Genomic DNA, 19,301 nt, shown 5'->3' on the forward strand with positions numbered 1-19,301 from the left:
GTGCCGGGAGAGATCGTTTCACGACGGTTTGCGAGACGGCGGTGCACAAAAAAGGGCGGGATCGACCCGCCCTTTGTCGCCGTCAGGCAAGGCCTCAGGCCGGCTGGGTCTCGGCGAGGAAGAACCAGGTGTCGAGCACCGAGTCCGGGTTCAGCGAGACGCTCTCGATACCCTGCTCCATCAGCCACTTGGCCAGGTCCGGATGGTCCGACGGGCCCTGACCGCAGATGCCGATGTACTTGCCGGCCTTGTTGCAGGCGGCGATGGCATTGGCCAGCAGCTTCTTCACCGCCGGGTTACGCTCGTCGAACAGGTGGGCGACGATGCCGGAGTCGCGGTCCAGGCCCAGGGTCAGCTGGGTCAGGTCGTTGGAACCGATGGAGAAGCCGTCGAAGAACTCGAGGAACTCCTCGGCCAGGATGGCGTTGGACGGCAGCTCGCACATCATGATCACCTTCAGGCCGTCCTGCCCGCGGGCCAGGCCGTTGCTGGCGAGCAGCTCGACCACCTGCGAGGCCTCGCCCAGGGTGCGCACGAAGGGCACCATGATCTCGACGTTGGTCAGGCCCATCTCGCCGCGCACCTTCTTCAGCGCGCGGCATTCCAGCTCGAAGCAGTCGCGGAAGGATTCGCTGATGTAGCGCGAGGCGCCACGGAAGCCGAGCATCGGGTTCTCTTCTTCCGGCTCGTAGAGCTTGCCGCCGATCAGGTTGGCGTATTCGTTGGACTTGAAGTCCGACAGGCGCACGATGACCTTCTTCGGCCAGAAGGCCGCGGCCAGGGTGCTGATACCCTCGACCAGCTTCTCGACGTAGAAGTCGACCGGATCGCCGTAACCGGCGATGCGCTTCTCGACGCTGTCCTTGATCTCCGGCGGCAGGCCGGCGAAGTTCAGCAGCGCCTTGGGGTGCACGCCGATCATGCGGTTGATGATGAATTCCAGACGGGCCAGGCCCACGCCTTCGTTGGGCAGCTGGGCGAAGTCGAAGGCGCGGTCCGGGTTGCCGACGTTCATCATGATCTTGAACGGCAGATCCGGCATGGCGTCGACCGAGTTCTTGCGAATGTCGAAGCCCAGCTCGCCTTCGAAGATGAAGCCGGTGTCGCCCTCGGCGCAGGAGACGGTGACGCCCTGGCCGTCTTTCAGCACCTGGGTGGCGTTGCCGCAACCGACCACGGCCGGAATGCCCAGCTCGCGGGCGATGATCGCCGCGTGGCAGGTACGCCCGCCGCGGTTGGTGACGATGGCGCTGGCGCGCTTCATCACCGGTTCCCAATCCGGGTCGGTCATGTCGGAGACCAGCACGTCGCCCGGCTGCACCTTGTCCATCTCGGAGACGTCGTGGATCACCCGCACCTTGCCGGCGCCGATGCGCTGGCCGATGGCGCGGCCTTCGACCAGCACGGTGCCCTTCTCTTTCAGCAGGTAGCGCTCCATCACGGTGGCGCTGGCACGGCTCTTCACGGTTTCCGGACGGGCCTGGACGATATACAGCTTGCCGTCGTCGCCGTCCTTGGCCCACTCGATGTCCATCGGCCGGCCGTAGTGCTTCTCGATGATCAGCGCCTGCTTGGCCAGCTCGCTGACCTCGGCGTCGCTGATGCAGAAACGCGCGCGCTCGGCGCGGTCGACTTCCACGGTCTTCACCGAGCGACCGGCCTTGGCCTCGTCGCCGTAGACCATCTTGATCGCCTTGCTGCCCAGGTTGCGACGCAAGATCGCCGGGCGGCCGGCCTCCAGGGTCGGCTTGTGCACGTAGAACTCGTCGGGGTTGACCGCGCCCTGCACCACGGTCTCGCCCAGGCCGTAGGCGCCGGTGATGAAGACCACGTCACGGAAGCCGGATTCGGTGTCGAGGGTGAACATCACACCGGCAGTGCCGGTTTCCGAGCGCACCATGCGCTGCACGCCGGCGGACAGGGCGACCAGCTTGTGGTCGAAGCCCTGGTGCACGCGGTAGGCGATGGCGCGGTCGTTGAACAGGGAGGCGAAGACTTCCTTGGCCGCGCGGATCACGTTGTCCACGCCGCGGATATTGAGGAAGGTCTCCTGCTGACCGGCGAAGGAGGCGTCCGGCAAGTCTTCGGCGGTAGCAGAGGAACGCACGGCCACGGCCATATTGTCGTTGCCGCCGCTCATCTCGGCAAAAGCCTTGCGAATCTCGGCATCCAGTTGGGCCGGGAACTCGGCGTCCATCACCCACTGGCGAATCTGCGCGCCGGTCTTGGCCAGGGCGTTGACGTCGTCGACGTCGAGGGCATCGAGGGCCGCGTGGATCTGCGCGTTCAGCCCGCTCTGCTCGAGAAAGTCGCGGTAGGCCTGAGCCGTAGTGGCGAAACCGCCGGGAACCGAGACACCGGCACCAGCCAGGTTGCTGATCATCTCGCCGAGGGATGCGTTCTTGCCCCCCACATGCTCAACATCGTGATTGCCGAGCTTATCGAGGGAAACTACGTACTCTACCAAGGTGATCTCTCCACTAGGATGTTGGAAAAGCTCAGAGTTTGCGTAAAGCCAGCTGCGCTTCGGCCCTGCTGCGTTAAAAACAGACTCGAAATGCTCATGTGCTACAGCACACTCCGCTTTCTCGCCTGTTTTACTCGCTGGCGCTCGCCCTTCGGGCCAGCCTGCGGCTGTTACTCCCGTTGGTCGTTGCGCCTTGCATGACTCTAGCTCGCAAGCCTTTACACAAACTCTTGGGGGGCTGGAATGCTCTGGCGGCCTGCCGCCATGCGATTGTGGCCTTGCCCTTGAATAAGTAACAATGCCGAACCCGGTGGGGCCGGCGAAAAACGCGGCCTATGATAGCCAAGAATCGAACTCAGCTTAAGGCCTTTGGCGCAAATGAAACGAACCGCTTTCTTTATCTCCGACGGCACCGGCATCACCGCCGAAACCCTGGGCCAGAGCCTGCTCGCGCAGTTCGAGAATATTCAATTCACCAAACTGACGCGTCCCTATATCGACAGCGTCGATAAAGCGCGCGCCATGGTACAACAAATCGATCTGGCTGCCGAAAGGGACGGCGCACGCCCGATCATCTTCGACACCATCGTCAACCAGGACATCCGCGACGTACTGGCCACCGCCAACGGTTTCATGATCGACATCTTCTCCACCTTCCTCGCGCCGCTGGAGCAGGAGCTGACCTCGCACTCCTCCTACTCGGTGGGCAAATCCCACTCCATCGGGCAGAACTCCAACTACATGGAGCGCATCGAGGCGGTGAACTTCGCCCTGGACAACGACGACGGCGCACGCACCCACTACTACGACAAGGCCGACCTGATCCTGGTCGGCGTGTCGCGCTGCGGCAAGACCCCCACCTGCCTTTATATGGCCATGCAGTACGGCATTCGTGCCGCCAACTACCCGCTGACCGAGGACGACATGGAGCGCCTGCAACTGCCGACCGCGCTCAAGCCTTACAAGAACAAGCTGTTCGGCCTGACCATCGACCCCGACCGGCTCACCGCCATCCGCCACGAGCGCAAGCCCAACAGCCGCTACGCCAGCTTCGCCCAGTGCGAGTTCGAGGTGCGCGAGGTGGAGAACCTGTTCCGCCGCGAGAACATCGCCTATATCAACTCCACGCATTTCTCGGTGGAGGAAATCTCGGCCAAGATCCTGGTGGAGAAAGGTGTTGAGCGCCGGCTCAAGTAGTATCGGTGGAGGCGCGCAGCGCCGATACCCATGCCGACAGATCCTCCCCTCCCACTCCGTCATCCCCGCGTAGGCGGGGATCCAGTTGCCGGCGACACCGTTTCTTAGCGTCTCACCGAGTTGCCTATTCTGGATTCTCGCCTTCGCGGGAATGACGGGGCATGGAAACCCTTCCGACGGCTGCGCACCCTCAGAACGCGTCGCCAGGCACCCTTACCCAGCCTTCCATCAGGATGCGCGCACTGCGACTCATGATGGCCTTGGTCACCGTCCACTGGCCGTCGACCCGCTTCGCCTGGGCGCCGACGCGCAGGGTGCCGGACGGATGGCCGAAACGCACCGCCTCGCGCTCGCCGCCGCCGGCCGCCAGGTTGACCAGGGTGCCGGGAATCGCCGCGGCCGTGCCGATGGCCACCGCGCAGGTGCCCATCATGGCGTGGTGCAGCTTGCCCATGGACAGCGCACGCACCAGCAGATCGACCTCGCCAGCCTCTATCTGCTTGCCGCTGGAGGCCTGGTAACTCTTCGGCGGGGAAACGAAGGCGATCTTCGGCGTGTGCTGGCGGGTCGCAGCCTCTTCCGCCGTCTTGATCAGGCCCATGCGCAGCGCGCCGGCCACGCGGATTTGCTCGAAACGCGCCAGTTGCGCCGGATCGCCGTTGATGGCTTCGCGCAGTTCGGTGCCCTGGTAGCCGATATCCTCGGCATTGACGAACACGGTCGGGATGCCGGCGCTGATCATGGTCGCCTTGAAGGTGCCGACGCCGGGCACTTCGAGGTCATCGACCAGGTTGCCGGTGGGGAACATCGAGCTGTCGCCATCGTCGGACGGGTCGAGGAACTCCAGCACTATCTCCGCCGCGGGGAAGGTCACCCCGTCCAGCTCGAAGTCGCCGGTTTCCTGCACCTGGCCATTGCTGATCGGCACATGGGCGATGATGGTCTTGTGGATATTGGCCTGCCAGATGCGCACCACGCAGGTGCCGTTGTCGGGAATCCGCGCCGGATCGACCAGGCCGGCATGGATGGCAAAGGCACCGGCGGCGGTGGACAGGTTGCCGCAATTGCCGCTCCAGTCGACGAAGGCCTTGTCGATCGAGACCTGGCCATAGAGGTAGTCGACGTCGTGCTCGGGCTGGCTGCTTTGCGACAGGATCACGCACTTGGAGGTGCTCGAGGTCGCGCCGCCCATGCCGTCGATATGCGCGCTGTACGGGTCGGGGCTGCCGATCACGCGCATAAACAGCGCATCGCGCGCCGCACCCGGTACCTGGCAGCGCTCGGGCAGATCCTGCAGACGGAAGAACACGCCCTTGCTGGTGCCGCCACGGATATAGGTGGCGGGTACTTTGATCTGGGGTGCGTGGCTCATGTCGTTTCCTTGGCGGCAATCTGGGGTTCGGTAGCCTGTAGGAGACAGCCGTTCGGCGAAGCTGGCTCCTGCAGGGTGCCGGTTAGGGTGTAGGTTGGTGCTGAGCTTGCGAAGCCCAACGCCGCGGACGTTGGGCTTCGTTGCACTCAGCGCCAACCTACGAAGCCGCTGCGGGGTTGCCGCAGCGGGTATTTCACTTACGCGGTCGCGGTTTCCACCGAGGACTTGAGGAAGTCCTTGGCGAAGCGCTGCAGCACGCCGCCGGCCTTGTACACGCTGACATCCGCGGCGGTGTCCAGGCGGCAGGTCACCGGCACCTTGACCACCTCGCCGTTGCGCCGATTGACCACCAGGGTCAGCTCGCAGCGCGGCGAAATATCGCCCTCGACGTCATAGGTCTCGGTGCCATCCAGACCCAGGGTCAGGCGCGTGGTGCCCGGCTTGAACTCCACCGGCAGCACGCCCATGCCCACCAGGTTGGTGCGGTGGATGCGCTCGAAGCCCTCGGCGACTATCACCTCCACACCCGCCAAGCGCACGCCCTTGGCCGCCCAGTCGCGGGACGAACCCTGGCCGTAGTCGGCGCCGGCGACGATGATCAGGTTCTGCTTGCGGTTCATGTAGGTCTCGATGGCCTCCCACATGCGCATCACCTTCCCTTCCGGCTCGACGCGGGCCAGCGAGCCCTTCTTCACCTGGCCGTCGACCACGGCCATCTCGTTGACCAGTTGCGGGTTGGCGAAGGTGGCGCGCTGCGCGGTCAGGTGGTCGCCCCTGTGAGTCGCGTAGGAGTTGAAGTCCTCCTCCGGCAGGCCCATTTTCGCCAGATACTCGCCGGCCGCCGAGTCCGCCAGGATGGCGTTGGACGGCGACAGGTGGTCGGTGGTGATATTGTCCGGCAACAGCGCCAGTGGCCGCATGCCCTTCAGCGTGCGCTCGCCAGCCAGGGCGCCTTCCCAGTAAGGCGGGCGGCGGATATAGGTGGACATCGGCCGCCAGTCGTACAGCGGGCTGTCAGCCTCCTTGACCGTCCCGAGGTCGAACATCGGAATGTAGATCTGCTTGAACTGCTCGGGCTTCACCGAGGCGGCGACTATGGCGTCGATCTCCTCGTCGCTCGGCCACAGATCCTTGAGGGTGACGGGATTGCCGGCAGTGTCGGTGCCCAATACATCCTGCTCGATATCGAAGCGCACGGTGCCGGCAATCGCGTAGGCCACTACCAGCGGCGGCGAAGCGAGGAAGGCCTGCTTGGCATAGGGATGGATGCGCCCGTCGAAGTTGCGGTTGCCCGACAGCACGGCGGTGGCGTACAGGTCGCGGTCGATAATTTCCTGCTGGATCTTCGGCTCCAGCGCGCCGGACATGCCGTTGCAGGTGGTGCAGGCGTAGGCGACGATACCGAAGCCGAGCTTCTCCAGTTCCGGCAGCAGGCCAGCCTCTTCCAGGTACAGCTTGGCAACCTTGGAGCCCGGCGCAAAGGAGGTCTTGACCCAGGGTTTGCGCACCAGACCCAGGGCGTTGGCCTTCTTCGCCACCAGGCCGGCGGCGATGACGTTGCGCGGGTTGGAGGTGTTGGTGCAACTGGTGATGGCGGCGATGATCACCGCGCCATCGGGCATCAGGCCCTGGGCTTCTTCGCCCTTGCCGGCTTGCAGCTTGGTCTCGTCGGCAATGCCGCGCTCGGCCAGCGCCGAAGTGGGCAGGCGGCGATGCGGGTTGCTCGGGCCGGCCATATTGCGCACCACGCTGCCCAGGTCGAAGCGCAGCACGCGCTCGTACTCGGCGGTCTTCAGCGCATCGCTCCACAGGCCGAGGGTCTTGGCGTAGCGCTCGACCAATGCCACCTGCTCCGGCTCGCGGCCGGTGAGCTTGAGGTAGTCGATGGTCTGGCCGTCGATATAGAACATCGAGGCGGTGGCGCCGTATTCCGGGCACATATTGGAGATGGTGGCGCGGTCGCCGATGGTCAGGCTGTCGGCGCCCTCGCCGAAGAACTCGACCCAGGCACCGACCACGCGCTCCTTGCGCAGGAACTCGGTGATCGCCAGGACGATGTCGGTGGCGGTGATGCCGGGCTGGCGCTTGCCGGTCAGCTCGACGCCGACGATATCGGGCAAACGCATCATCGACGGATGGCCGAGCATCACCGTCTCGGCCTCCAGGCCGCCGACGCCGATGGCGATCACGCCCAGCGCATCCACGTGCGGGGTGTGCGAATCGGTGCCGACGCAGGTGTCGGGGAAGGCCACGCCGCCGCGCGCCTGGATCACCGGGCTCATCTTCTCCAGGTTGATCTGGTGCATGATGCCGTTGCCGGCCGGGATCACGTCGACGTTTTTAAAGGCCGTTTTCGTCCAGTCGATAAAGTGGAAGCGATCCTCGTTGCGCCGATCCTCGATGGCACGGTTCTTCGCGAAGGCATCCGGGTCGAAGCCCGGCGCTTCCACGGCCAGCGAGTGGTCGACGATCAACTGGGTCGGCACCACTGGGTTGACCTTGGACGGGTCGCCGCCCTGCTCGGCGATGGCATCGCGCAGGCCGGCCAGGTCGACCAGCGCGGTCTGACCGAGGATATCGTGGCAGACCACCCGCGCCGGGTACCAGGGAAAGTCCAGGTCGCGCTTGCGCTGGACCAGTTGCTCCAGCGCGGCGCTCAGGTCCTGTGGCTCGCAGCGACGCACCAGCTGCTCGGCGAGCACGCGCGAGGTGTAGGGCAGCTTGTCCCAGGCGCCGGCCTGGATCGCCTCGACCGCCTCGCGGGCATCGAAGTAATCCAGCGCGGTGCCGGGCAGGCGTTTACGGTATTGAGTGTTCATCATTTGCGCTCCTTGAGCGGCACGAACTTCAGGTCTTCGGGGCCTGTGTAGTTGGCGCTCGGGCGGATGATCTTGCCGTCGATGCGCTGCTCGATGACGTGCGCGGACCAACCGGCGGTGCGGGCGATGACGAACAGCGGGGTGAACATGGCGGTGGGCACGCCCATCATGTGGTAGCTCACGGCGCTGAACCAGTCGAGGTTGGGGAACATCTTCTTGATTTCCCACATCACGCTTTCCAGGCGCTCGGCGATGTCGTACATCTTGGTGTTGCCCTGCTCCACGGACAGCTCGCGGGCCACTTCCTTGATCACCTTGTTGCGCGGGTCGCTGACGGTATAGACCGGGTGACCGAAGCCGATCACCACTTCCTTGCGCTCGACGCGGGCACGGATATCGGCCTCGGCCTCATCCGGGTTGTCGTAGCGTTTCTGGATCTCGAAGGCCACCTCGTTGGCGCCGCCGTGCTTGGGCCCGCGCAGCGCGCCGATGGCGCCGGCGATGGCCGAGAACATGTCCGAGCCGGTGCCGGCGATCACCCGCGAGGTGAAGGTGGAGGCGTTGAATTCGTGCTCGGCGTACAGGTTGAGCGAGGTGTGCATGGCGCGCACCCAGGACTCGCGTGGCTTCTCGCCGTGCAGCAGGTGGAGGAAGTGGCCGCCGATGGAGTCGTCGTCGGTTTCCACCTCGATGCGCTTGCCGTTGTGACTGAAGTGGTACCAGTACAGCAGCGCCGAACCCAGGCTGGCCATCAGCTTGTCGGCGATATCGCGCGCGCCCGGGTGGTTGTGGTCGTCCTTCTCCGGCTGCAGGCAGCCGAGCACGGACACCGCGGTGCGCATCACGTCCATCGGGTGGGCGGAGGGCGGCAGGGTTTCCAGCGCCGCCTTGACCCCGGCCGGCAGGCCACGCAGGGCCTTGAGCTTGGCCTTGTAGCCGGCCAGTTCGGCGACGTTGGGCAGCTTACCGTGCACCAACAGATGGGCGATTTCCTCGAACTCGCAGCGGTTGGCGAAGTCCAGTACGTCATAGCCGCGGTAGTGCAGGTCGTTGCCGGTGCGGCCGACGGTGCACAGGGCGGTGTTGCCGGCGGCGGTGCCGCTCAGGGCGACGGACTTCTTCGGTTTGAAGCCGGCAGTGGTTTCGGCGCTCATCTCTTATCTCCTCGAATCCGGTTGATGCGTTGTTATTTTTTCGCGGCGAACAGCGCGTCGAGTTTCTGCTCGAAGGCGTGGTAGCCGATGCGGTCATAGAGCTCGGCGCGGGTCTGCATCAGCTCGATCACGTCCTTCTGGTGGCCGCTCTGGCGGATCGCGGTGTAGACCGCTTCTGCCGCCTTGTTCGCCGCGCGGAAGGCCGACAGCGGGTAGAGCTGGATGGCCACGCCGACCGAGGCCAGCTCGTCGCGGGTGAACAGCGGGGTGGCGCCGAATTCGGTGATATTGGCCAGCACCGGCACCTTGAGCGCCTCGACGAAGCGCTGGTAGGTCGGCAGGTCGTAGGCAGCCTCGGCGAAGATGCCGTCGGCACCGGCCTCGACGTAGGCCTGGCAGCGCTCGATGGCGGCATCGACGCCCTCGGCCTGGATCGCGTCGGTGCGGGCGATGAGGAAGAAATCCGGGTCGGTCTTGGCATCGGCGGCGGCGCGCACGCGGTCGACCATCTCCTCGCAGGAGACGATTTCCTTGCCCGGACGGTGGCCGCAGCGCTTGGCGCCGACCTGGTCCTCGATATGCGCGGCGGCGGCGCCGGCCTTGATCAGGTTCTTGATGGTGCGCTCGATATTGAAGGCGCTCGGGCCGAAGCCGGTGTCGATGTCCACCAGCAGCGGCAGGTCGCAGACGTCGGTGATGCGGCGCACGTCGGTGAGCACGTCATCGAGGGTATTGATGCCCAGATCCGGCAGGCCCAGGGAGCCGGCCGCGACGCCGCCGCCGGACAGGTAGAGGGCGCGGAAACCGGCGCGCTTGGCCAGCAGCGCATGGTTGGCGTTGATTGCGCCGATCACCTGCAATGGACTTTCTTCGGCGAGGGCCTGGCGGAAGCGCTGGCCGGGGGAAAGCTGACTCATGACTCACCTCGTTTCTTGGCTGTCTTGGACTGAGCATCCAGATAATGGCGCTCGATATTGCGTTTGGAGGCGCCGATATGGCGGCGCATCAGGAGTTCGGCCAACTCGCCGTCACGTTCGGCGATGGCATCGAGAATGCGGTGGTGTTCGGCGAAGGCCTGGCGCGGCCGGTTCGGCACCGAGGAGAACTGCAGGCGATACATGCGCACCAGCTGATACAGTTCGCCGCAGAGCATCTTGGCCAGGGTCTCGTTGCCGCTGCCCTGGATGATCCGGTAGTGGAAATCGAAATCGCCTTCCTGCTGGTAGTAGCCCCGGCCGGCCTGAAACGCCTCGTCGCGCTCATGGGTGTCCAGCACCCGACGCAACTCGTCGATCTCCGCCTGGCTCATGCGCTCGGCGGCCAGGCGACAGGCCATGCCCTCCAGCGATTCGCGGATCTCGTACAGCTCGATCAGCTCGGCGTGCGACAGCGACACCACCCGCGCGCCGACATGAGGCACGCGCACCAAGAGCTTCTGCCCTTCCAGGCGATGGATCGCCTCGCGCAGCGGCCCGCGACTGATGCCGTAGGTGCGCGCCAGTTCGGGCTCGGAGATCTTGCTGCCGGGAGCGATCTCGCCCTTGACGATGGCGGCCTGGATCAGGCGAAAGACGTGCTCGGAAAGCGTCTCCGAATCGGCCTGGGGCGCAGCGGCGAGCGTTGATTCGACCAACATAATTGTCGACACCATGACTGTGTGATGGCGAAAAAATAAGCTTATAGCCGATTCCTGTCAAAGAAAAATTAGCCATTGTCGACAATCTGTATCTGATCGCCTGCCCCGCCAACCGCCGACCTTACTTGCAGAAAGCTACATAAGCGTCTGTCGGCACGGAAAAACCCCATGCTAGAATGGCGCCCGCTCAGACCGGGCCTTGCGCCCGGCCACGCCTGCTAGACTCCTGGCAGGCAAACGCGCCGGTCATCCGCCGCCAGTCGCCCACACGCCCCTGGCAACATTCCCCTCAAGGACTTATGACACTCAAGCCCTTCGCCTTGTTGCTTTGCCTGCTGGCCCTGTCCTGCCCGAGTCTCGCGGTGGGCAAAACCGTCTATGGCCTCAACGAATACACCCGCGTGCTCGACTTCGACCTGGAAGTCGCCGCCAAGCTCGATACCGGCGCCAAGACCGCCTCGCTCAGCGCCCGCGACATCAAACGCTTCAAGCGCGACGGCGAGACCTGGGTGCGTTTCGTCCTGGCCATCGACGGCGGCCAGGAGCAGACCATCGAACGCCCGCTGGCGCGGATCAGCAAGATCAAGCGCCGCGCCGGCGACTACGACCCGGAAGAAGGCAAGACCTACACGGCGCGCCCGGTAATCGAACTGCAGCTGTGCATGGGTCAGGCCCTGCGCACCATCGAAGTGAACTTGACCGACCGTAGTGCATTCCAATACCCGCTGCTGATCGGCTCCGAAGCGCTCAAGCACTTCGAAGCCCTGGTCGATCCAAGCCTTAAATACGCCGCCGGCAAACCCGGCTGCGACTCTGACGCAACCCCTGGCGAGTAACTCCCCATGCGCTCTCTGAACCTGCATCTGAAAGTCCTGATCACCTTGTTGGTGGCCCTGGGCGTTCTGATTACGGCATACCAAATTTTCATCCTCGGCATTCCGGTGACCGAAGACGAGACCGACGACCTGTGGAACATCGACGCCAAGGTCGAGTTCCAGGCCAGCCCGCGCGAGCCGGTCAAGCTGCAGATGTACGTGCCGCCGCTGAACCAGGACTACGTCAGCCTCAACGAGAGCTTCATCTCCAACAACTATGGCGTCAGCGTCAACCGTGCCGACGGCAACCGCCGCGTCACCTGGTCGGCTCGTCGCGCCAGCGGCAAGCAGACCCTCTACTACCGCCTGGTGCTGACCAAGCGCTACAGCGGCGAACAGGCGCCGGCCAAGGGGCCGATCTTCCGCGACAGCATCGCGGTCGAAGGCCCGGAAAAGATCGCCGCCGACGCCCTGCTCGCGCCCATCCGCCAGCACTCGGCCGACGTCGAGACCTTCATCAGCGAGACCATCAAGCGGGTCAACAATGCGGGTGACGACAACGTCAAGCTGCTGCTCGGCGGCGACGCCTCCACGGCCAACAAGGCCAAGGTGATCGACCTGCTGCTGTCCATCGCCCACGTGCCGATGGAGCGCGTGCACACCATTCGCCTGCAGGCCGAGACCAGCCAGTCGCCGGAACTCTGGCTGCGCAGCTTCAACGGCGAGAAGTGGCTGTACTTCAACCCGGAAAGCGGCGAACAAGGCCTGCCGGCCGACCGCCTGGTGTGGTGGATCGGCGATGGCGACCTGGTCAGCCTGGAGGGCGGCAAGCAGGCGCAAGTCAGCTTCAGCCTGAACAACAGCGAGATGAACGCCATTCGCCTGGCCAAGCTGACCGACGAAACCACCGACGCCGACTTCCTCGAGTACTCGCTGTACGGCCTGCCGCTGTCGACCCAGCAGACCTTCCAGATCATGATCGTCATCCCCATCGGCGTGCTGGTGATCCTGATCCTGCGCAACCTCGGCGGCCTGCAGACCCTCGGCACCTTCACCCCGGTGCTGATCGCCCTGGCCTTCCGCGAGACCCAGTTGGGCTTCGGCATTTTCCTGTTCACCGTGATCACCGCGCTCGGCCTGTCGCTGCGTTCCTACCTGGAGCACCTTAAGCTGCAGATGCTGCCGCGCCTGTCGGTGGTGCTGACCTTCGTCGTGGTGCTGATCGCCGCCATCAGCCTGTTCAGCCACAAGCTGGGCCTGGAGCGTGGCCTGTCGGTGGCGCTGTTCCCCATGGTGATTCTGACCATGACCATCGAGCGCCTGTCGATCACCTGGGAAGAGCGCGGCGGCAGCCATGCCTTCAAGGTCGCCATCGGCACCCTGGTCGCCGCCACCCTGGCGCACCTGCTGATGAGCGTGCCGGAGCTGGTGTACTTCGTGTTCACCTTCCCGGCGGTGCTGATGATCCTGGTGGGCTTCATGCTGGCGATGGGTCGTTACCGCGGCTACCGCCTGACCGAACTGTTCCGCTTCAAAGCCTTCCTCAAGGACTAACGCCATGTTCGGCCTGATCAAGACGTGGAAGGCCCTTGAAGCCAAGGGCATCATGGGCATCAACCGACGCAACGCGGACTACGTGCTGAAGTACAACAAACGGCACCTCTACCCCATCGTCGACGACAAGATCATCACCAAGGAGCGGGCCATCGAGGCCGGCATCGACGTGCCCGAGCTGTACGGCATCATCGACACCGAGAAAGGCATCGACCAGCTCGACGAGATCATCGCCGGGCGTACCGACTTCGTCATCAAGCCGGCGCAGGGCGCCGGCGGCGACGGCATCCTGGTGATCGCCGACCGCTTCGAGGACCGTTTCAAGACGGTGTCCGGCAAGATTGTCAGCCATGAGGAGCTGGAGCAGCAGATCTCCAGCATCCTCTCCGGCCTCTACTCGCTGGGCGGCCACCGCGACCGCGCACTGATCGAGTACCGGGTGACCCCGGACACCATCTTCAAGAGCATCAGCTACGAAGGCGTGCCGGACATCCGCATCATCGTGCTCATGGGTTACCCGGTGATGGCCATGCTGCGCCTGCCGACCCGCCAGTCCAACGGCAAGGCCAACCTGCACCAGGGCGCCATCGGCGTCGGCGTCGACCTGGCCACCGGCGTAACCCTGCGCGGTACCTGGCTGAACAACAAGATCAGCAAGCACCCGGACACCACCAACGCGGTGGACGGCGTGCAGCTGCCGAACTGGGACGGCTTCATGAAGCTCGCTGCCGGCTGCTACGAGCTGTGCGGCCTGGGCTACATCGGCGTGGACATGGTGCTGGACCAGGACAAGGGCCCGCTGATCCTCGAGCTCAACGCCCGCCCCGGCCTGAACATCCAGATCGCCAACGACTGCGGCCTGACCCACCGCGCCCACGCCGTCGAGGCGCGCCTGGAAGAGCTGAAGAAGAAAGGCATCCAGGAAAGCGCGGAAGAACGCGTGCGCTTCTCCCAGCAGCTGTTCGGCCACGTCGTCAGCAAGGAAGTCTGACGCCTGGGCCGTAGGGTGCGCCGTGCGCACCAGCAGTTCGTAAGACGGGCGCAACCCGCCAGCCCGCTAATGGCGGGTTACGCCCGCCCCACCTAGCAGCCGGGATTTCATCCGGGCTACAGGCCGTGCACACCGTTTGTCCCCGAGAGCTGGTGCGCACGGCGCACCCTACGGCTCGTTCAGCGCACGATGGCCAGTTCGAAGGCTCCCTCGTCGGCATGGGCATGACGCTGCATGCCCGCCGCATCGGTCGCCAGCGCCTGCAGCGGACGCTTGAACGGCTTGTTGTCGAGGGTCTGCAGGCTGCGATCCTCGTCGGTGGTGAGCAGCAGCACGTAGCGCTCGCCGCGCTCGGCGCGCACCTGCACCGTGCCCTCGATAAAGGCGTAGCGATACCAGGTTTCCGGGTGCAGCTGGTATACCGCATCGCTGACCAGGCGCGTCGGCCGCTTGGCCTCGTCGAGAAACAGCAGCGAGGGGTAGACCACCTGGCGGTTGGCGAAACTGCGCACACGCAGGCCGTAGGTCTGGCGCGATGCCGGCAGCTTCAGCGCCGCGTAGTAGCTGCGGCCCATGGGGAACTCGAAGCTGGGCGAGAAACGGTCGAGCTCTTCAAAGCGCGGCTCGTCGGCCGACAGCGCGGTGAAATCGCTGTCGCGCAGCTGGCCGCAGCAGCGCGTCAGCAGTTCGCCGTAGAGGCCGTCGCCACGGCTCTGGCTGCCGGCCAGCAGCGCCTGCATGGCCGCGGTCGGCTGGCCGTCGAGCAGCGGCAGGGCCGGCTGGCCGCGCTCGAACTCGATCTGCCGGCCGTCGCTATAGCGCACCGAGGCGCTTTGCCCGCTGCCGCCGGCATCGCGCTGACCGGCGGCGACCGGCGAGTTGTGCATCCGTCCCTGTTCGTCGACCCAGGTGTAATAGGGGCTGTCGTCGCCGTCGCGGACGAAGCCGCGCCCCTCCAGCACCGCCGAATCGATGTAGTCCCCTGCCCGCTCGCCGCTGGCCAGCAGGCGGTCGCGGCGGGCCACGCCGGCGACCTGCTCGCCGGCATAGAAACTGTTCTGCAGCTGGCCGCTGCCGTCGACCCAGGTGAAATAGCGGCGCTTGCTCTCGCCGGTGCTCGGCGCACTGCCCGGCCAGGCGCCGCCATCGCCGAGGCGGGCCTGCTCGCTCTGCTGCGCGCGGTGCTGGGCCAGGCGCTGCTGCTCGGCGAAGCGGGTATCGACGAAGGTGTTGTGCACCCGCCCCAGATCGTCGACCCAGGTCAGATAGCGACTGCCGGCACCGGCCTGCCCCCAGGCAAGCAACAACAGGACAAATAACAGACTGCGCATCGCCTCAGAACCTCGAGGTATAGGTCATGGAGAAGATATAGGCCTTGACCGTGGTCTCGATATTGAGCCCGGCATAGGGGTTGTAGACCAGGTTGTCCAGGCCCTCGCAGCTGAGGTTGCAGCTGCTGCCGGCGGGGATGTTCTGCTTGGAGACGAAGTAGTTGAAACCGATGTCGATGCTGCTGTCCTTGTCCCAGCGGTAGCCCAGGCCCAGGCCGTAGAGATCGGCGTCGCCCACCGGCGCCAGTACGTCGGCCTTGTCCTTGGGGATGGCCGAGGGACGGTATTCGTAGCCGGCGCGCAGGGCCAGGCGGTCGTTGACCTCGTACTGCACGCCCACGCCCCAGCTCCAGGTGTCGCGGTAGCCGCGGTCGAGGATGATGCTGCGATCGGTGGCGTTGCCGCCGCCGAAGGTCTTGGCGATGCGCAGCAGATCCAGCTCGCGGTCGAACTCGATCTCGAAGTTGTTCCAGTCGCTGTAGCCGACCCAGCGCAGGTCGAGGTTGAATTGCCACTTGTCCAGCGGACGCAGCTTGATGCCGGTGCTGAAGGCATCCGGGTAGGTCAGCTTGAGCGAGGCGTTGCCGCTCTCCTCGTCCGCGCCGAAGGGGAAGATCGGGCTGAGCACCTGGCCGAACAGCGAGCTCTGCAGGCCCGACCAGAACCCGGCCCAGTCGTCGGTGTAGTCGATGCGGTACTTGCCCTGCAGGTTCATCCGCGCCTCGCTCTGGTAGGTGGCGCCCCAGGCGAACCAGTCGGTGGGCTCCCAGAGGATGCCCAGGTTGTAGGACGGCGACAGGCTCTGCTGCAGGTCCAGATCGAGGTTGGCCAGCGAGTCGAAGGGGCCGATCTTGCCGCTGCAGACGTTGATGAAGGGGCCGAGGATCTCCTCCAGACCGGGCAGGCACAGCGCCTCGTTGAGGATGCGGGTCAGGCCGGTGAGCATGCCGGGGTTGCGGAAATCCTGGTTGAGCGCCACGGCCTGGTGCGAGAAGCCCACGGACAGCCCCACGGAGAGTTCGTCGTTGACCTGATAGGCCAGCGAGGGGGAAAAGTAGGTGATGCGCTGCAGCGATACCTGGCGCCCCTGGAAGCGCCCCGGGTCGCTGTCGGAATCGCGCGAGTAGCCCAGCGCCATGGGCGCGTAGACGTTGGTGGCGAAGGTGAACTTCGAGCCCGGCGGGTTGATCGACAGCCCCGCCAGCGGCGCCACCAGCACCGGCAACTCGGTCATGCCGCCGACGCCGGGCAGGTACATGGTCGGCGTCAGGGTGCGGCTGCTGGAATTCTTGAACGGGTCGTCGTCGAAGCCCATGAAGCCGTAGTCTTCCTTGGCCTCGAATTCGGCGCGGATGTCCATCACCCCGCTGAGCAGCTTGACCGTGGTCTGCCGGCCCTTGAGCTTGCTCAGCGCGGCCGGGTTGTAGTGCACGGCGTCGATGCCGGTGGAATCGGCGGTCACCGCGTTGCCCATGGCCATGGCCTTGGGATTGCCGATGGTCAGGTTATTGGCCAGTTGGGCCTGGGCCTGCAGAGCGCAGCCCGCGCTCAGGCCGACCAGCAGCACGGCCTGCAGCGTCGCAAGATGGGTCATATCGGCTTCGCTCGCTGCTTATTCGGCCTTGAGGCCCTTGATGTCCAGGGGCATGGAGACGCCGAGCAGGACATCGGGCGAATCTTCGGTCATGCCGAAGCCGGCGTTGACATTGACGATATGGTTCGGCGAGGTGCGCAGGCCGAGGGAGAAGTTCATCACCGCGCTGGTCTGCTCGCTGCCTTCGAAGCTGGCGTCGCTGAACTTGAAGGTCGGTGCCAGGTTGTGCGCCATCTGGAACGAGGTGGCCAGCGACACGTCGTAGGACAAGGCGTAGGCGAAGCCCATGCTCAGCGACAGGCTCGAGCCCGGGTCGACCTCTTCCAACAGGCGGCCGGCGCGCACCTGGTCGGCGTCGCGGATCGGCAGGTTGTAGGTGTAACCGAGCGAGCCGAACAGCACGACCGGGTCGATCACGTAGGACAGGTTGGCGCCGACGCCCAGGCTGTAATAGCCGTTGCCGCTGGACAGGCCGTTGTCCAGGCTGACGTCGTAGGGGCTGTCGCCGGTGGGCAGGCCGAGGGTGGCGAACAGCGTGGTGACCGGCCGCCCGCGCGCCGACGACCAGGGCTGCCAGCGCAGGCTGGCGGAAACGTCGCCGAGGCTGTAGGTGCTGAGGTCGCGCTCGGTGTCGTACTTGGCCAGGAACGGCACGCGCATGCTGAAGGTGAGGTTGTCCCACACCCCGTAGTCGAAGGTGAAGGAGTTGGTGAAGGTGTGCTGCGCCTCGCTCTGGCCGATCACGCTGAACACGTTGCTGCCGGTGCGCACGGTCTGGATCTGGGTATCGCGCAGCAGCGAGTAGTCGAAACCATAGGTCAGGGTGCGTTCGCCCTTCTTGAGCAGGGTGTAGCTCTTCTCGGCGGCCTGGAACACCTCTTCCAGCGCCTTGGCGCTGTCGGCGTCGTCTTCCTTCTTGGTCAGCGCCTCGCGCGCCTCGTCGACCGTCGCCTCTTCGGCATAGGCCGGCTGTGCCACGGCCAGTGCCAGCGCGGCCAGCCCTGCGTACCCCCAAACTCCCATGACGCTATCCCCAGGTCGTTATTGTTATGCCGGGTGAATCACTTGCGGCGAATGTATTGAATGTCGCCCCCCGAACCCAGCTCATCGGCCTGATTGGCGGTGAACTTGGCCATCTGCGGAAACTCGCGGAAGGCCAGCAGACTGATGGTGCGGTCGTCGATGATGCGCAGATCGCGGTCGGTCAGGGCCATGGCATTGGCCGGCTCGTTGCCGCTGGGGAAGATCACGAACAATACGTTCTGGTCCCAGATCTGCTCGAAGCGCACGCGGGTGAAACTGATATTGCCCAACGCCGGATCGGCGACGAAGACGTGCTCGTTGTAGACGTCGCGCACCACCACGAAATGCTTGAAGCCGGCATACTCGATCGGCACGATGGCCGGATGCTCGAGCTGCTCGAGGTCGGCGAAGTCGGCGCGAAAGCCGCCACTCTTGTAGCCCAGCGCGGTGACGAAGCGCTTCATGTCGAGCAGCGAGAAGCCGCGACGCTCGACGATCTTCTCCGCTTCGCCGAAATGCAGCAGCCCTTCCATCACCTGGCGCTCTTCCAGATTGCGCCCCAGGTAGTAGTCGAGCAGGGTGGTCAGCGCCGCGGAACCGCAGCTGTAGTCGTAGGCCTGGCGGATCACGTTGCGAAACTGCAGCTGGCTCATCGGCTCCAGCACCACCGACTCGCGCAACGGGCCATTGGGCACCAGCGGTTGGCTGATATTCACGACTCCGGCAGGTTGCGGCTTGGTGTCGACCGCCTCGGTAAAACCGTACAAACCGATCAGGCTGCCCACGAGAATCTCGATCATTGGTCAATCCGCGACTGCGTACAACGAAGCAGGAAGCCCCGCCGCGCCAGGCGACAGGGCTCCTGTGGATCAGGTCACACGAGGATCAATGACCCCAGACCTTGACGGTGGAACCGGCCATGTCCAGGCCGTTGATGGCCAGGCCGCCGATGCTGTTGGCACCGATCTTCACCGCGCCCACCGAAACACCGCCGTTGATGCCCGGCAGGCCGATTTCCAGCTTGCTGTCGACCACGTCGATGGTCAGCGGGTTGCTTTCGTCGATGTTGAAACCGGACAGGGTGACGGTTTCCAGGGTCAGGCTGTTGCTGCCGTCGGTGACGCCGGCCTCGGTGTCGGTGTAGACGATGGAGCCGATGGTGGCGTCGAAGTTACCGGCGATGCTGATCCCAGCCTGACCGGTGACACCGGCCAGATCGGCGTCGTCCAGCGCCTTCAGGTCGGCCTGAGCCATGAACGGAACGGCCATGATGGCGGCGGCAAGAGCGAGTTTTTTCAGGGTCATCATTGTTGTTATCTCCACAGTTCTAATGGGGGTTCCCCGGGGC

At 64.9% G+C, this 19,301-nt stretch carries 15 protein-coding genes; 4 read left to right on the forward strand and 11 right to left on the reverse strand.

Features of this window, described 5'->3' with window-relative positions:
* Nucleotides 1-94 precede the first annotated feature (94 nt).
* Nucleotides 95-2,467 (reverse strand): phosphoenolpyruvate synthase, encoded by a 2,373-nt coding sequence (gene ppsA / locus ACIGKL_RS01115; RefSeq protein WP_397484896.1) that lies wholly within the window; start codon nt 2,465-2,467, stop codon nt 95-97.
* Between the two features lie 378 nt (nt 2,468-2,845).
* Between ppsA and ACIGKL_RS01120 the strand changes: the two genes are divergently transcribed.
* On the forward strand, nt 2,846-3,664 hold the full coding sequence (locus ACIGKL_RS01120) for a pyruvate, water dikinase regulatory protein (RefSeq protein WP_397484897.1): 819 nt from the start codon (nt 2,846-2,848) through the stop codon (nt 3,662-3,664).
* A gap of 190 nt (nt 3,665-3,854) precedes the next feature.
* On the opposite strand, the gene prpF is transcribed toward ACIGKL_RS01120, so the two are convergent.
* The 5 genes from prpF to ACIGKL_RS01145 form a co-directional block, all read right to left on the reverse strand.
* Nucleotides 3,855-5,036, reverse strand: coding sequence for a 2-methylaconitate cis-trans isomerase PrpF (prpF, locus tag ACIGKL_RS01125; RefSeq protein ID WP_397484898.1), 1,182 nt, complete (start codon nt 5,034-5,036; stop codon nt 3,855-3,857).
* 197 nt (nt 5,037-5,233) lie between these two features.
* Nucleotides 5,234-7,855, reverse strand: a complete 2,622-nt coding sequence (gene acnD, locus ACIGKL_RS01130; RefSeq protein ID WP_397484899.1) for a Fe/S-dependent 2-methylisocitrate dehydratase AcnD — start codon at nt 7,853-7,855, stop codon at nt 5,234-5,236.
* Nucleotides 7,855-9,009: a 2-methylcitrate synthase gene (gene prpC / locus ACIGKL_RS01135; protein WP_397484900.1), complete on the reverse strand. Its 1,155-nt coding sequence runs from the start codon at nt 9,007-9,009 to the stop codon at nt 7,855-7,857. The genes acnD and prpC overlap by 1 nt, the downstream gene beginning before the upstream one ends.
* A gap of 32 nt (nt 9,010-9,041) precedes the next feature.
* On the reverse strand, nt 9,042-9,926 hold the full coding sequence (prpB, locus tag ACIGKL_RS01140) for a methylisocitrate lyase (RefSeq protein ID WP_397484901.1): 885 nt from the start codon (nt 9,924-9,926) through the stop codon (nt 9,042-9,044).
* Nucleotides 9,923-10,645, reverse strand: a complete 723-nt coding sequence (locus tag ACIGKL_RS01145) for a GntR family transcriptional regulator (RefSeq protein ID WP_397484902.1) — start codon at nt 10,643-10,645, stop codon at nt 9,923-9,925. The genes prpB and ACIGKL_RS01145 overlap by 4 nt, the downstream gene beginning before the upstream one ends.
* Before the next feature lie 299 nt (nt 10,646-10,944).
* Between ACIGKL_RS01145 and ACIGKL_RS01150 the strand changes: the two genes are divergently transcribed.
* The 3 genes from ACIGKL_RS01150 to ACIGKL_RS01160 are packed head-to-tail and all read left to right on the forward strand — an operon-like array spanning nt 10,945 to nt 14,005.
* Nucleotides 10,945-11,481 (forward strand): ATP-dependent zinc protease, encoded by a 537-nt coding sequence (locus tag ACIGKL_RS01150; protein WP_397484903.1) that lies wholly within the window; start codon nt 10,945-10,947, stop codon nt 11,479-11,481.
* A 6-nt stretch (nt 11,482-11,487) separates the two neighbouring features.
* Nucleotides 11,488-13,014, forward strand: coding sequence for an inactive transglutaminase family protein (locus ACIGKL_RS01155; protein WP_397484904.1), 1,527 nt, complete (start codon nt 11,488-11,490; stop codon nt 13,012-13,014).
* 4 nt (nt 13,015-13,018) lie between these two features.
* Complete coding sequence (locus ACIGKL_RS01160; RefSeq protein WP_397484905.1) at nt 13,019-14,005, forward strand: alpha-L-glutamate ligase-like protein; 987 nt, start codon at nt 13,019-13,021, stop codon at nt 14,003-14,005.
* Between the two features lie 179 nt (nt 14,006-14,184).
* Here the strand turns inward: ACIGKL_RS01160 and ACIGKL_RS01165 are convergent, their stop codons facing one another.
* From ACIGKL_RS01165 to ACIGKL_RS01185, 5 genes are all read right to left on the reverse strand, one after another.
* Entirely contained in the window at nt 14,185-15,336 is a 1,152-nt protein-coding gene (locus ACIGKL_RS01165; RefSeq protein ID WP_397484906.1) for a MalM family protein, read from the reverse strand.
* 4 nt (nt 15,337-15,340) lie between these two features.
* Nucleotides 15,341-16,930 carry an outer membrane protein transport protein gene (locus ACIGKL_RS01170; RefSeq protein ID WP_397484907.1) on the reverse strand — a complete coding sequence of 530 codons (1,590 nt, stop codon included), beginning with the start codon at nt 16,928-16,930 and terminating at the stop codon, nt 15,341-15,343.
* A gap of 18 nt (nt 16,931-16,948) precedes the next feature.
* The gene (locus tag ACIGKL_RS01175; protein WP_397484908.1) at nt 16,949-17,953 is read right to left on the reverse strand and encodes a transporter; all 1,005 of its coding nucleotides are present in this window, start codon (nt 17,951-17,953) and stop codon (nt 16,949-16,951) included.
* Nucleotides 17,954-17,991: 38 nt separating this feature from the next.
* Nucleotides 17,992-18,753 carry a C39 family peptidase gene (locus ACIGKL_RS01180; RefSeq protein ID WP_397484909.1) on the reverse strand — a complete coding sequence of 254 codons (762 nt, stop codon included), beginning with the start codon at nt 18,751-18,753 and terminating at the stop codon, nt 17,992-17,994.
* A gap of 85 nt (nt 18,754-18,838) precedes the next feature.
* Entirely contained in the window at nt 18,839-19,261 is a 423-nt protein-coding gene (locus ACIGKL_RS01185; RefSeq protein ID WP_397484910.1) for a DUF6160 family protein, read from the reverse strand.
* Nucleotides 19,262-19,301 lie beyond the last annotated feature (40 nt).

The sequence above is a fragment of the Pseudomonas sp. NPDC077186 genome (assembly GCF_044543505.1).
Classification (GTDB): Bacteria; Pseudomonadota; Gammaproteobacteria; order Pseudomonadales; family Pseudomonadaceae; genus Aquipseudomonas.

Coding starts and splice junctions, on each gene's coding strand:
- ACIGKL_RS01120 (WP_397484897.1), top strand. CDS start 2,846: ATGAAACGAACCGCTTTCTTTATCTCCGACGGCACCGGCATCACCGCC.
- prpF (WP_397484898.1), bottom strand. CDS start 5,036: ATGAGCCACGCACCCCAGATCAAAGTACCCGCCACCTATATCCGTGGC.
- acnD (WP_397484899.1), bottom strand. CDS start 7,855: ATGAACACTCAATACCGTAAACGCCTGCCCGGCACCGCGCTGGATTAC.
- prpC (WP_397484900.1), bottom strand. CDS start 9,009: ATGAGCGCCGAAACCACTGCCGGCTTCAAACCGAAGAAGTCCGTCGCC.
- prpB (WP_397484901.1), bottom strand. CDS start 9,926: ATGAGTCAGCTTTCCCCCGGCCAGCGCTTCCGCCAGGCCCTCGCCGAA.
- ACIGKL_RS01145 (WP_397484902.1), bottom strand. CDS start 10,645: ATGTTGGTCGAATCAACGCTCGCCGCTGCGCCCCAGGCCGATTCGGAG.
- ACIGKL_RS01150 (WP_397484903.1), top strand. CDS start 10,945: ATGACACTCAAGCCCTTCGCCTTGTTGCTTTGCCTGCTGGCCCTGTCC.
- ACIGKL_RS01155 (WP_397484904.1), top strand. CDS start 11,488: ATGCGCTCTCTGAACCTGCATCTGAAAGTCCTGATCACCTTGTTGGTG.
- ACIGKL_RS01160 (WP_397484905.1), top strand. CDS start 13,019: ATGTTCGGCCTGATCAAGACGTGGAAGGCCCTTGAAGCCAAGGGCATC.
- ACIGKL_RS01165 (WP_397484906.1), bottom strand. CDS start 15,336: ATGCGCAGTCTGTTATTTGTCCTGTTGTTGCTTGCCTGGGGGCAGGCC.
- ACIGKL_RS01170 (WP_397484907.1), bottom strand. CDS start 16,930: ATGACCCATCTTGCGACGCTGCAGGCCGTGCTGCTGGTCGGCCTGAGC.
- ACIGKL_RS01175 (WP_397484908.1), bottom strand. CDS start 17,953: ATGGGAGTTTGGGGGTACGCAGGGCTGGCCGCGCTGGCACTGGCCGTG.
- ACIGKL_RS01180 (WP_397484909.1), bottom strand. CDS start 18,753: ATGATCGAGATTCTCGTGGGCAGCCTGATCGGTTTGTACGGTTTTACC.
- ACIGKL_RS01185 (WP_397484910.1), bottom strand. CDS start 19,261: ATGATGACCCTGAAAAAACTCGCTCTTGCCGCCGCCATCATGGCCGTT.